Annotated in this window: 12 protein-coding genes and 2 tRNA genes; 4 read left to right on the forward strand and 10 right to left on the reverse strand. The window is 66.1% G+C overall.

Annotated features, from left to right (window positions below):
* A partial coding sequence (locus GM1_RS21885) for a hypothetical protein (protein ID WP_008378093.1) occupies positions 1-489 on the forward strand: 489 nt, incomplete at its 5' end.
* Positions 490-595: 106 nt separating this feature from the next.
* On the opposite strand, the gene GM1_RS08555 is transcribed toward GM1_RS21885, so the two are convergent.
* The 5 genes from GM1_RS08555 to GM1_RS08575 all read right to left on the reverse strand — a co-directional run bounded on the left by GM1_RS08555 (position 596) and on the right by GM1_RS08575 (position 4018).
* A tRNA-Glu gene (locus GM1_RS08555) sits at positions 596-668 on the reverse strand.
* A 50-nt stretch (positions 669-718) separates the two neighbouring features.
* A tRNA-Gln gene (locus tag GM1_RS08560) sits at positions 719-790 on the reverse strand.
* A 98-nt stretch (positions 791-888) separates the two neighbouring features.
* Positions 889-2373: a glutamate--tRNA ligase gene (gene gltX / locus GM1_RS08565; RefSeq protein ID WP_008378094.1), complete on the reverse strand. Its 1485-nt coding sequence runs from the start codon at positions 2371-2373 to the stop codon at positions 889-891.
* Between the two features lie 44 nt (positions 2374-2417).
* Complete coding sequence (locus tag GM1_RS08570) at positions 2418-3251, reverse strand: alpha/beta fold hydrolase (RefSeq protein WP_008378095.1); 834 nt, start codon at positions 3249-3251, stop codon at positions 2418-2420.
* Positions 3248-4018, reverse strand: coding sequence for a fumarylacetoacetate hydrolase family protein (locus tag GM1_RS08575; RefSeq protein WP_008378096.1), 771 nt, complete (start codon positions 4016-4018; stop codon positions 3248-3250). The genes GM1_RS08570 and GM1_RS08575 overlap by 4 nt, the downstream gene beginning before the upstream one ends.
* Before the next feature lie 83 nt (positions 4019-4101).
* On the opposite strand from GM1_RS08575, the gene GM1_RS08580 reads away from it, so the two are divergent.
* Positions 4102-5319, forward strand: a complete 1218-nt coding sequence (locus GM1_RS08580) for an MFS transporter (protein ID WP_040519764.1) — start codon at positions 4102-4104, stop codon at positions 5317-5319.
* A 691-nt stretch (positions 5320-6010) separates the two neighbouring features.
* Here GM1_RS08580 and GM1_RS08585 read toward each other — a convergent pair.
* Positions 6011-7021: a 3-isopropylmalate dehydrogenase gene (locus tag GM1_RS08585; protein WP_008378098.1), complete on the reverse strand. Its 1011-nt coding sequence runs from the start codon at positions 7019-7021 to the stop codon at positions 6011-6013.
* Positions 7018-8613 (reverse strand): phosphoglycerate dehydrogenase, encoded by a 1596-nt coding sequence (gene serA / locus GM1_RS08590; RefSeq protein ID WP_008378099.1) that lies wholly within the window; start codon positions 8611-8613, stop codon positions 7018-7020. The genes GM1_RS08585 and serA overlap by 4 nt, the downstream gene beginning before the upstream one ends.
* 282 nt (positions 8614-8895) lie before the next feature.
* Between serA and GM1_RS08595 the strand changes: the two genes are divergently transcribed.
* The gene (locus GM1_RS08595) at positions 8896-9564 is read left to right on the forward strand and encodes a trypsin-like serine protease (protein ID WP_040519747.1); all 669 of its coding nucleotides are present in this window, start codon (positions 8896-8898) and stop codon (positions 9562-9564) included.
* A gap of 223 nt (positions 9565-9787) precedes the next feature.
* On the opposite strand, the gene GM1_RS08600 is transcribed toward GM1_RS08595, so the two are convergent.
* Entirely contained in the window at positions 9788-10240 is a 453-nt protein-coding gene (locus GM1_RS08600; RefSeq protein ID WP_008378101.1) for an SRPBCC family protein, read from the reverse strand.
* A 194-nt stretch (positions 10241-10434) separates the two neighbouring features.
* On the opposite strand from GM1_RS08600, the gene GM1_RS22905 reads away from it, so the two are divergent.
* Positions 10435-10764 (forward strand): hypothetical protein, encoded by a 330-nt coding sequence (locus GM1_RS22905; protein ID WP_008378102.1) that lies wholly within the window; start codon positions 10435-10437, stop codon positions 10762-10764.
* A 90-nt stretch (positions 10765-10854) separates the two neighbouring features.
* Here GM1_RS22905 and GM1_RS08610 read toward each other — a convergent pair whose 3' ends face one another.
* Together GM1_RS08610 and ilvC are read right to left on the reverse strand one after the other, a co-directional pair.
* Positions 10855-11295, reverse strand: a complete 441-nt coding sequence (locus tag GM1_RS08610) for an SRPBCC family protein (protein ID WP_008378103.1) — start codon at positions 11293-11295, stop codon at positions 10855-10857.
* A gap of 126 nt (positions 11296-11421) precedes the next feature.
* A complete protein-coding gene (ilvC, locus tag GM1_RS08615; protein WP_174316866.1) occupies positions 11422-12423 on the reverse strand; it encodes a ketol-acid reductoisomerase in 1002 nt (333 codons plus the stop codon).
* Between the last annotated feature and the right edge of the window lie 21 nt (positions 12424-12444).

Below are 12444 nucleotides of genomic sequence, written 5' to 3' on the forward strand. Positions count from 1 at the left end.
TTCCTCCGTCACCGGACCTACGCCCGCACCCACACCATTCGGCCCACCGGAGTCTCCGACACCAGCACCTGGTGGTACACCCACCGCGACCTCCGCAAGACCCGCGGCCTGTTCCGGCGCCTGATCGCCGATGAACATCTGTTCACCTGGATCGACCCCCGCCTGACCGACGACGACCATCGACTGCCCCGAACCACCTCGCCGTTAGAAGGCGGACCAAACAAGGCCATCAAAGACCTCTTCCGTACTCACCGAGGACTACCCGCCGACCACGCCCGACGAGCCGCCGAATGGAAGCTGAACAGCCTCACAGCCCAGCCGCGAGACCCCTGGAGCCTGGTTCGCACCGAGCACTACAACCCGCAGTCGGCCCGGCCCAAGCGCACACCGCTTGAGGACGAGCAGATCGGCCCCGGCGGTTACGGTACGGACTTCAGCTGGGAGGACGGGAACGGCATCCAACACGGCTGGGGCGGCAGAAGCACCTGAATCACCCAGCGACGCGCCCGGTCCGTACACACATTTTGGCCTTTAACCCCACAAAAACGACGATGGCCCTCGGTCGCTCACGCGACCGAGGGCCATCATCGTTTTGTAGCCCCGACGGGATTCGAACCCGCGCTACCGCCTTGAGAGGGCGGCGTCCTAGGCCGCTAGACGACGGGGCCCTAGAACACTTGTTCAGTTATGATACACACGCTTTTACCCGTGTACATCGCTGGGGTACCAGGACTCGAACCTAGAATGGCGGTACCAGAAACCGCTGTGTTGCCAATTACACCATACCCCAAGGGTTTGATCCGAGCCTCGCCGGGCGAAACCGCCTGGCTCCTCTCGGGCCGTGGAGTACATTACCAACAACTCCACCCCAAACCACAAATCGGCAGGTCAGACCGCCTTTTCCGCGATCTCACAGGCGAGCGACAGGCGAGCGAGCGTCTTCTCGCGTCCCAGCAGCTCCATCGACTCGTACAACGGAGGGCTCACTGCCGCGCCGGTGACACCCACGCGGACCGGACCGAAGGCCTTGCGCGGCTTCAGCTCCAGACCGTCGATGAGCGCCGCCTTGAGGCCCTCCTCCAACGACGCGGTGTCCCACGCCTCCACCGATTCGCACACGGCGATCGTGGCGTCGAGAATCGGCACTGCGTCCGCGCCGAGGTTCTTGGCCGCAGCCTTCTCGTCGTACGCGAAGTCGGCGTCGTCCACGTACAGGAACTTGATGAGGTCCCACGCGTCGCCGAGCACCTGAATGCGGGTCTGCACCAGATCGGCGACGACGGCGAACTGTGCGTCGTCCACCGGCTCGCTCAGACGGCCGGAAGCGGTCAGGAACGCGCGCAGACGCGCCGCGAAGTCCGCGGGCTCCAGCCGGCGGATGTGCTCGGCGTTGATCGAATCGGCTTTCTTCTGGTCGAAGCGCGCCGGGTTCGAGTTGACGTTGCGCACATCGAAGGCGCCGATCATCTCGTCAAGGGTGAAGATGTCCTCGTCGCTCGAGAATCCCCAACCGAGCAGCGCCAGGTAGTTGAGCAGCCCCTCGGGGATGAATCCACGGTCGCGATGGTGGAAGAGGTTCGACTCCGGATCACGCTTGGACAGCTTCTTGTTGCCCTCGCCCATCACGAAGGGGAGGTGTGCGAACTCCGGCACGGCGTCGGCCACCCCGAGGCGCATAAGCGCCTGGTACAGGGCGATCTGACGCGGCGTCGACGAGAGCAGGTCCTCGCCGCGAAGGACGTGCGTGATCTTCATCAGCGCGTCGTCCACCGGATTGACCAGGGTGTACAGCGGGTCGCCGTTCGCGCGAGTGAGCGCGAAGTCGGGCACGGTGCCGGCTTTGATCGTGGTGGTGCCGCGCACCAGGTCGTCCCACGTGAGGTCTGCATCAGGCATCCGCAGACGGACAACCGGACTGCGTCCCTCCGCACGGAACGCTTCACGCTGCTCATCGGTCAGGTCACGATCGAAATTGTCGTACCCGAGCTTGGGGTTGCGGCCCGCCGCGAGGTGACGCGCCTCGACCTCCTCGGGTGTCGAGTACGCCTCGTACGCCTCCCCCGCCGCGAGGAGCGCAGCGACGACGTCGAGATGCAACTGCTTGCGCTCGGACTGCCGGTACGGCGCGTACGGGCCGCCCACCTCGGGGCCCTCGTCCCACTCCAGGCCGAGCCAACGGAGTGCGTCGAGGATCGCGTCGTACGACTCCTGACTGTCGCGTGCGGCGTCGGTGTCCTCGATGCGGAACACGAACGTGCCGCCCGTGTGGCGAGCCTGCGCGAAGTTGAACAGTGCCGTCCGAGCGAGCCCGACGTGCGGGGTTCCGGTGGGTGACGGACAGAATCGGACGCGAACGTTTTCACCGGTAGTCATGCAGGTCAGCCTATGTCATCGACGCCGTGAGCTCGCGTCCGGAGTCAGCGCTGAGAGTCGAGGTATCCGATCAGGAGTCCGTTGACGGCCTCCGGTCGTTCTAGGTAGCCGAAGTGCCCGGCGTCCGCGACCTCCTCGTACCGCGATCCGGGGATCGCATCGGCCACTTCGCGGGCGAGGTGCACCGGGAGAGTGCGATCGTCGGCGAACCCGACCACCAGCGTGGGCCGCGTGATGGACCGGTACGCGGCCAGGCGGTTCTGATCCCGTTCGGGCAGGTCGAGTTGAGCGCGGACACCCGGCGTGGACGACTGCCCGCCGAACCCGATGATGTCGAGCCAGTCGCGTGCGGACCTGTCGTCGGCCAACGTCGCGGGCGACAGGTTCATGTGCGCGGTGATCGCAGCGAAGAACGGCGCAGGCAGTTCACGCCCGGCGTCGAGCAGCGCCCGCTCGCCCTCGTTGTACGCCGTGAGAAGCGGCGTCGTACGACCGTAAGTGCCGAGCATCACGGCGGCCCTGACGAGTTCCGGCCTCGCCAGCGCGAGCTCCTGTGTGATGCGCGCGCCAAGCGAGGTTCCGACCACGAATGCAGGCGCACCGAAGTGCTCGATCACGGCAGCGGTGTCGGCCACCATGTCCGCCATCGTGAAACCGTTCGCGCATTCGCTCGACGGTGCGATGCCGCGGTTGTCGAAGGTCACCACCCGGTAGCCCGCCTTGAGCAGAGCGGGCTGTTGATTCGCGTGCCACACCCGCCCGGGACTGCCGGTGCCCATCACCATCACGACGAGCGGACCGTCGCCCACCGCGGTGCACGACAACACCACATCGCCATTGCGGACCTGAACTGGAGCGATGCGGCCGGGTCGGGTCACTTGTCGATCACCGGGTTGCTCAGCGTGCCGATGCCTTCGACGGTCACCGACACCGTCTGGCCCGCGACCATCGGGCCGATTCCCTCGGGTGTCCCGGTCAGAATCACGTCACCGGGGAGCAGGGTCATCACACGAGACACCCATTCGACGATCTCGCCTACCGAATGCAGCATCAGCGAGGTGCGGCTCGATTGCTTGACCTCGCCGTCGAGTTCGGTACGGATCACGACGTCGGACGGATCGAAGTCGGTCACGATCCACGGACCGAGCGGGCAGAAGGTGTCGTATCCCTTGGCCCGAGTCCACTGACCGTCGTACGCCTGCTGGTCGCGAGCGGTCACGTCGTTGGCGACGGTGTATCCGAGGATCACGTCTTTCGCCTTCGCGGCGGGAACGTCCTTGCACGGGCGGCCGATCACGATCGCCAGCTCACCCTCGAAGTCCACGCGCTCGGACGACGGCGGCCGGACGATCGCAGCGCCCGGGCCGATGATCGACGTGTTCGGCTTGGAGAAGATCACCGGATCGGCGGGAGCCTCCGAACCCATCTCGGCTGCATGAGCGGCGTAGTTCTTGCCGATCGCGATGATCTTGGTGGCCAGGATCGGCGCCAGGGGTCGCGTGTCGGCGAGCTTCCACGTGCGGCCGGTGAACGTCGGATCGCCGAAGGGATGCTCCGCGATCTCACGGGCGATCTCCTGGCCCTCTTCACCTTCGACGGAGACGAATGCGACTCCGTCCGGACTTGCGACACGACCCAGTTTCATACCCCGAAGGTTAACGCACGCCCCATCGTGTTCTAGAATATGAAACGATAGTTCCACTATTTGAGATTCAGTGAGGTGTGCAGATGACTCAGACCATGTCGGCGACCAGGCGGTGGACGATGCTCGTCTGCTCCCTCGTCGCGGCCATGACAACCACCTGCGCCACCGCGGGCGTCGCCTATGTGATCCCCGTGCTCCACCGCGACCATGGGATGTCGCTGACCGACGCAGCCACCTTGGCCGCAGTGCCCACCATCGGGCTGACGTTGACGATCATCGCCTGGGGAGCCGCACTCGACCGGTTCGGAGAGCGACGTGTCCTCCTGGTGTCGTTGACTGTCACACTGGCCGGCACCGTGGCGGCGTTCGTCGTCGCCGAGACCGGCGGAGGATTCACCGCGCTGGTGATCCCGTTGCTGATCGGCGGTTTGGGCGCCGGCGCCGCGAACGGCGCGAGCGGACGGATCGTGGTCGGATGGTTCCCCGCCGATCAGCGAGGCACGGCGATGGGGGTTCGTCAGATGGCCCAGCCGCTCGGCATCGGTGTGTGCGCTCTGACGATGCCGGCGCTCGCGGACCGCTGGGGACTGGCGGCGGCCCTGACCGTGCCTGTCGCGGTGACCGTGATCGGCCTGATCGCGGTGGCCGCAGCAGTCGTCGACCCGCCCGCACCGTCGGCGGGGACGTCGGTCCCGACAGGCAACCCGTACCGCGGGTCCAGTTTCCTACAGCGTGTCCACGCCGTCAGTGTGCTGTTGGTGATCCCCCAGTCGATGCTCTGGACGTTTGTGCCCGCGTGGTTGATCGTCGGTCACGGCTGGTCGGCGTTCGGAGCGGGAGCCCTGGTCACCGCGACCCAGGTCACGGGCGCATTCGGGCGCATCGCCGCGGGCAGACTTTCGGACGTGATGGGATCACGGATGCGGCCGGTCCGGTACATCGCCGTCGCCGCGGGTGCGTCGACCGCGCTGCTGGCGCTGACCGACTGGATCGGCAGCCCCGTCGCGGCCGCCGTGATGGTGATCGCCTCGATCAGCACCGTCGCCGACAACGGTCTCGCGTTCACCGCGATCGCCGAGTTCGCAGGCCCGTCGTGGAGCGGCCGCGGCCTCGGCGTCCAGAACACGGCCCAGTACGTCACCACCGCCGCGACCACTCCCCTGTTCGGCGGGGTCATCGAGGCGGCCGGCTACCCCGCCGCCTTCGCCGTGGCCGCCGTCGCGCCGCTGGTCGCCATCGGGCTGGTGCCCCGCGACGCCGTGCGCGGCCGCGAGGAGCCGGTAGGCGTCGAGAAGGCTTAGGTTGGCCTGGACTCAGGTTCAAAGATTCTCGGACAGCGGGAGGGACTTGACCTGCGCCGTGCCGGCGCGTCTCGCCGAGTAGGCTCCCCTGCCTCAACGCCGAAAACGCGCCTCAACATCACTGGACAGCCTGAGCTCAGGCTGTTTCGACGGTGGGATATCGCGTCTTTCTCGCATCTGCTGACGCCAGAGCAGACGGGCACCCATCGCGATCGTCAAAATGCCCGCATCATCTCGGAAATTCACTTCCATACGCGCACGATGACAGATAGAACTGACAGTCCGGCCGGGCCTGCAGGAGAACTAGGCGCCCCACCGAGCAGAGCTACCTGCCTCATCTCGCACTCACCTGCCTCATTTCGTCCTACCTGCCTGAGCTCAGGCAGGTAGGACAAGTTGAAGCAGGTAGAAGCAAGATGAGGCAGGTGAGTCGCGTCGTTCCCGCGTCTCAGCACGCGAGTGATACGCAGGAGGCGGCGGGCATCGCGTCGCGTCCTCAGCGTCGTTGACGACGACCCGGCCCGCGACAACGTTCGCCTCAGGGGATCTCGACACGCCTCCTCGCCCAGGGGCTCGTCACGGCTCGATCACCGGGCGGTGAGGGCGCGAGGCTCGATCACCGGGAGAGGTTTCGCCAACACAAAAGGACCGCACCGACATCAAGCCGGTGCGGTCCTTTCGGTAGTGCAGATCAGACGAGCGCGAGGATACGGTCGCCCACCTCGGTGGTGGAACCGCGGTTCTCGCCGCGCGAGGCGACGTCGGACGCGACGGCCTTCTCGACGCGGGCAGCGCCCTCGTCGTCGCCGAGGTGACGCAGCAGCAGTGCGACCGAGAGGATGGCCGCTGTCGGGTCGGCGATGTTCTGGCCCGCGATGTCGGGGGCACTGCCGTGGACCGGCTCGAACATCGATGGGCTGGTGCGCGTCGCGTCGATGTTGCCCGACGCGGCGAGACCGATGCCGCCGGACACTGCGGCCGCGAGGTCGGTGATGATGTCGCCGAACAGGTTGTCGGTGACGATCACGTCGAAGCGGCCCGGATCGGTGACCATGAAGATGGTCGCCGCGTCGATGTGCAGGTAGTCGGTGACGACGTCGGGGAACTCCTTGCCGATCTCCTCCACGGCGCGGGTCCACATGCCGCCGGCGAACTGCAGCACGTTGTTCTTGTGAACCAACGTGAGCTTCTTGCTGCGCGCCTGAGCGCGGACGTACGCGTCACGGATGACACGCTCGATGCCGAAGCGCGTGTTGACGCTGACCTCGGTGGCGACCTCGTGCGGTGTGCCGACGCGGATCGCGCCGCCGTTGCCGGTGTACGGGCCCTCGGTGCCTTCGCGGACGACGATGAAGTCGATCTTCGGGTCGCCTGCCAGCGGAGACTTCACACCGTCGAAGAGGATCGACGGGCGCAGGTTCACGTGGTGATCCAGGATGAAGCGCAGCTTCAGCAAGAATCCGCGTTCGAGGACGCCGGACGGGACCGACGGGTCGCCGATCGCGCCGAGGAGGATCGCGTCGTGCTCACGGAGCGACGCGACGTCCTCGTCGGTCAGGAGTTCGCCGGTCGCGTGGTAGCGCCGTGCACCGAAGTCGTACTCGGTGGTCTCCACATCGGGGTGCAGCTTGCGCAGCACCTTCAGACCCTGTGCGGTGACCTCGGGGCCGATTCCGTCGCCGCCGATGACTGCCAGTTTCACGAGAGGTCCACCTGCTTGATGAGGGTCGCGGAGACGGCGTCGCCGATCGAGGCGAGGAGCGCGTCGTCAAGCTCGCGGTCCACGCGCAGGAGCATGGTGGCGCCCTCGCCGTCCGCGTCCTGTGCGAGTGCGGCGGCGACGATGTCGACACCGCCGTCGCCGAGCAGCGAGCCGATCTTGCCGAGCGAGCCCGGCTGATCGGCGTAGCTGACCAGCAGGTTGCGGCCTTCAGCGCGGAGATCGAGGTTGCGGCCGTTGACGTTGACGATCTTCTGGACCTGACGCGGACCGGTCAGGGTGCCCGCGACGTTGACGGTGCTGCCGTCGGCGAACACGGCCTTGACGTCGATCTGGCTGCGGTGGTTGGGGCTCTCCGACTCCGTGACGACCTCGTGGCTCACACCGCGCTCGCTGGCGACTGCCGGAGCGTTGACGAAGGTGACCGGCTCGTCGACCACGGCCGAGAAGAGGCCGCGGACGGCCGAGAGGCCGAGCACGTCGACGGGGCTGGCGGCGAGTTCGCCGCGCACCTCGACGGTCAGGTTGGTGGGCATGCCGCCCGCGACGACGCCCGCGAGGACGCCGAGCTTGCGGGACAATTCGAGCCAGGGTGCGACCTCATCGTCGACGGGTCCGCCGGTGATGTTGACGGCGTCGGGGACGAAGTGACCCGCGAGAGCGAGCTGGACGCTCTTGGCGACGTCGGTGCCGGCACGGTCCTGCGCTTCGGCGGTCGATGCGCCGAGGTGAGGGGTGACGACGACCTGCGGCAGTTCGAACAGCGGCGAGTCGGTGCAGGGCTCGGTGTCGAAGACGTCGAGGCCCGCGCCGCGGACGCGGCCTTCGGTGATGGCGTCGGCGAGGGCCTGCTCGTCGATCAGTCCGCCACGCGCGGCGTTGACGATGATGACGTCCTTCTTCACCTTCGCCAACTGCTCGGCGCCGATGAGACCTGCGGTCTCCTTTGTCTTCGGCAGGTGGATGGTGATGAAGTCGGCGCGCTCGAGGAGTTCGTCGAGGGTGACCAGTTCGATGCCGAGCTGTGCGGCGCGGGCAGCCGAGACGTAGGGGTCGTACGCGATGATGTGCGTCTCGAATGCGGCGAGGCGAGCCGCGGCGAGCTGGCCGATGCGGCCGAGGCCGACGACGCCGACGGTCTTGTCGAAGAGTTCGACGCCGGAGAACGACGAGCGCTTCCAGGTGTGCTCACGCAGGGTCGCGTCGGCGGCGGGCACCTGACGTGCGGCCGACATGAGCAGCGCGACGGCGTGCTCTGCTGCCGAGTGGATGTTGGAGGTCGGAGCGTTGACGACCATGACGCCCCGTGCGGTGGCGGCCGGCACGTCGACGTTGTCGAGTCCGACGCCTGCGCGGGCGATGATCTTCAGCTTCTTGCCCGCGTCGAGCACCTCGGCGTCGACGGTGGTCGCCGACCGGACGAGGATGGCGTCGGCATCGACAACGGCCTCGAGGAGCTTGGGGCGGTCCGGGCCGTCGACCCAGCGGACCTCGACGTCGCCGCCGAGTGCTTCCACGGTCGAGGGGGCGAGCTTGTCGGCGATCAGGACGACTGGGCGGCCGGCATCGGTCACAGTGTTCTCCAGATTCTCAGGTTGCGGACACCGTCGAGAAGATGTCGCGGGTCGATTCAGCATTGTCGATTCTAGAGCCCTGCGACCGTGGGCTCATACCCGCCCATCTGCGATTGTGGTGGCCGACACGCAGCACCGGTACATTGCAGACCGCGTATCGATTCAGTCACGACCGACCTCTGAACCGTTTGTGGCCTGGGGTTCAGGGCACGGTACGCATAAAGTGGGATGGTCTGCGGCGCGTCCGTGGGGGTCTTACAACAGAACGCGAGTGGAGTGAACATGAAGAAGCTGATGGTGGTTCTCGCCGTCGTGGCGGCACTGGTGTCGTCTCTGATCGGTATCGGCAGCGCCGACGCCGCACCTCGAGTCCCGCTGGGCGGCGGCTCGGGAATCCTCGTCCTCAAGGGCGGGAACACGGCCGCGGCGTGCACCGTGACCGCTGTCGGTCGTCCCACGTCCGGCTCGCACAAGGGTGAGTTGATCGCCGTCACCGCAGGTCACTGCGGCCGTCCCGGCCAGCGAGTGTTCTCCGAGCGTTACCAGCAGCGCGGTCAGATCGGCACGATCGTCTACAGCGCGTCGGACGTCGACGTCGCGATCATCCGTCTCGATGCGGCGAAGGTCGCACCTGTCCGCACTGTCGGCGGCGTGACGATCCGTTCGATCGACACCCGTCCGATCGCGTTCCCGACCGTGGTCTGCAAGACCGGGCGCACCACGGGCAAGACCTGCGGTGTCACGTGGTTCTCAGACAATCAGAGCCACTTCAGCCAGATGTGCGTCATCGAAGGCGATTCCGGCAGCCCGGTCGTCGTCGGCAACCGCCTGGTCGGCATGGTCAACGCCTACTACTTCCGGTCCTGCGCCGGACCGGAGACGGGCACGAGCTCCAAGACGATCCTGAACCGTCTCGCGCGCCAGGGCTACGGCAACTTCCGCCTCGCCTGACCAAACAGCAAGAGCAGCTAAAGAGCGGCGGCCCCCTCGGGGCCGCCGCTCTTTTCGATCAACACGTCGATGAGAATCATCGACCAGCGATGCCATTAGAGCGAAGGCATGGGGCGGACGGTCGCCGAGGAGCCCTCCGCAGCGAGCGAGCCGCTAGGCGAGCCCGCGAGGACTGCCGACGAGGCGACCGTCCGCCCCATGCCGCCCACGTACAGCAGGAACCCTAAGACGAAGAAGGAACGCCTTCAACCGCAGACCGAAGCGCCGATTCCGTCTGCTTCACCGCTTGCCCCACCACGGGTTCGATGAGCGCGCCCAAGACGCGTCCTGCGATTCCGCCGGGGAGTTCGTAGTCGAAGTTGACGTCGACCACTGTCGTTCCGTCGTCGCCGTCCGCGAATCGCCAGCCAGTCTGGACGTCGAAGCCTGCAATGGAGGTGAGCACGACGACTCGGCCCTCTTCCCATTCGGTGACGCGCAGGGTCGAATCGAGGTTCTTCGGGCCGATCTTCATCGTCGCCTGGTACGTGGCGCCGAGGCCGCAGGTCTGGTCGGTGACGGGTGTGAAGCGGGTGACGCCGAACATCCAGTCGGGAACGTTGCGGTAGTCGTCGACGTACGCGAACACCTGCTCACGTGGACTGTGTGTGGTCACCGTCTGGCGCACGCCCGGCATGTTTGTCTCCCTGTCATCTGCGGTCCGGCCATCAGGCACACGACTGTGCCCGATGTTGCGTAGACCACAATGCCATGGACCGATGGCACGGTCCACGTTGGGTTCTTTGTCGTTCAGCGAACGGACCGCTCCATGCGGGGTCGACTACCGTCAGACCGTCCATGCGTGCAGTCCGACGAGAGAACGGCACTTCGATGAGCCATCCACAGCAGCCCTACGGCTATCCACCGGCGAATCCGCGTCCATGTGGCACCGCTGCGCCCTACTCCCCTGCTCCGGCCGTGTACACCGCTGTGTTCCGCAAGCAGACGGGCATGCTGATCGTCGCGCAGACGACGCCGGTGCAGACGACGGGGACGTACCCTGAGATCCGCTCTGCGTTCTGGAAAGCGCAGACCCATTGCCTCGTCTTCGGCTGGTGGGGCGTGCTGTCGCTCTTGATCTACAACTGGATCTCGTTGATACAGAACATGAGCGAGCTGTCGCGTATCAAGCACGCCGCTCGCGCCAACGGGGAGATCTAGCCTTCTAACGAGGTATTCGACGACAAACGAGGCATACATGCATGCCTCGTTTGTCGTCGAATACCTCGTTTGCCCCATGATGGGCGCGGATCACGCCTCGACGGCAGTCCGGATCTTGGATTCGATGTGTTTGATCGCCTGGTCGGCGAACGGACCGATGAGGCCGCCGAGCACCTTGCCTGCGAGGCCGCCGGGAAGCGTGAAGTCGAACACGACGCTCAGCACGGTGGTGCCGGGCTCGTCACCGTCTCGGAAGGCCCACTCGGTGTTTGCCCCGAATCCCTTCACCGATTCCAGCTTGATCAGCTCGTTCTCGACCCACTCGGTGCATTCGACGGTCGACTTGAGCTCCTTCGGCCCCACCTTCAAGGCGGCGGCGAACACTGAGCCCTTGCCCTGGACGACGTCGGTGGTCGGTTCGAAGCTGGTGACGCCGAGCATGTACTCGGGGACGTTCTTGTAGTCGTCGACGTATGCGAACAGCTTCTCGCGGGGTGCGGTGGTGACTGCTTCGTGCCGGACTTCGCTCATAACACTTCCCTCATTGAGTAGGTGACGAGTCATCGTAACGTCGCTCGTCGAGGCGATCAGCGAGACCCCGAACAGCAGACGGCCCCGCATCCATGGAGGATGCGGGGCCGTGCTGGACGATCAGACTCAGGCGGTCTCGGTGATCGGGCGGTCGACCCAGCTCATCAGATCGCGGAGCTTCTTGCCGGTGACCTCGATCGGGTGCTCGGCGTTCGCCTTGCGCAGACCCTCGAGCTCGGTGTTGCCGTTCTCGACGTTGGCGACGAGGCGACGGGTGAACTCACCCGACTGGATGTCGGCCAGGATCGCCTTCATGCGCTCCTTGGTGTCTGCGTCGATGACGCGCGGGCCCGACAGGTAGCCGCCGAACTCAGCGGTGTCCGACACCGAGTAGTTCATGCGGGCGATGCCGCCCTCGTACATGAGGTCGACGATGAGCTTGAGCTCGTGCAGGACCTCGAAGTAGGCCATCTCCGGCGCGTAACCGGCCTCGACCATGACCTCGAAACCGGTCTTGACCAGTTCTTCGGTGCCGCCGCAGAGCACGGCCTGCTCGCCGAAGAGGTCGGTCTCGGTCTCTTCTTTGAAGGTGGTCTTGATGATGCCGGCGCGACCGCCGCCGATGGCGGAGGCGTAGCTCAGCGCGAGGGCCTGGCCCTCACCCTTCGGGTCCTGGTCGACGGCGATCAGGCAGGGCACGCCCTTGCCGTCGACGAACTGACGACGCACGAGGTGGCCGGGGCCCTTCGGCGCGACCATGGCGACGGTGACGTTCGCCGGAGGCTTGATCAGGTCGAAGTGGACGTTCAGGCCGTGGCCGAAGAACAGCGCGTCGCCGTCCTTGAGGTTGGGCTCGATGTCGTTGGTGAAGATCGACGCCTGGCTGGTGTCGGGTGCGAGCACCATGATGACGTCGGCCCATGCAGAGGCCTCGGCGGCGGTGAGGACCTTCAGGCCCTGCTCCTCTGCCTTGACGCGCGAGGCGGAGCCCTCACGGAGACCGAGGACGACGTCGACGCCCGAGTCGCGGAGCGACAGCGAGTGGGCGTGGCCCTGGCTGCCGTAACCGATGACGGCGACCTTGCGGCCCTGGATGATCGACAGATCTGCGTCGTCGTCGTAGAACATCTCGACTGCCACAGTGATTCC

The sequence above is a fragment of the Gordonia malaquae NBRC 108250 genome (assembly GCF_000344135.1).
GTDB classification, from domain to species: domain Bacteria; phylum Actinomycetota; class Actinomycetes; order Mycobacteriales; family Mycobacteriaceae; genus Gordonia; species Gordonia malaquae.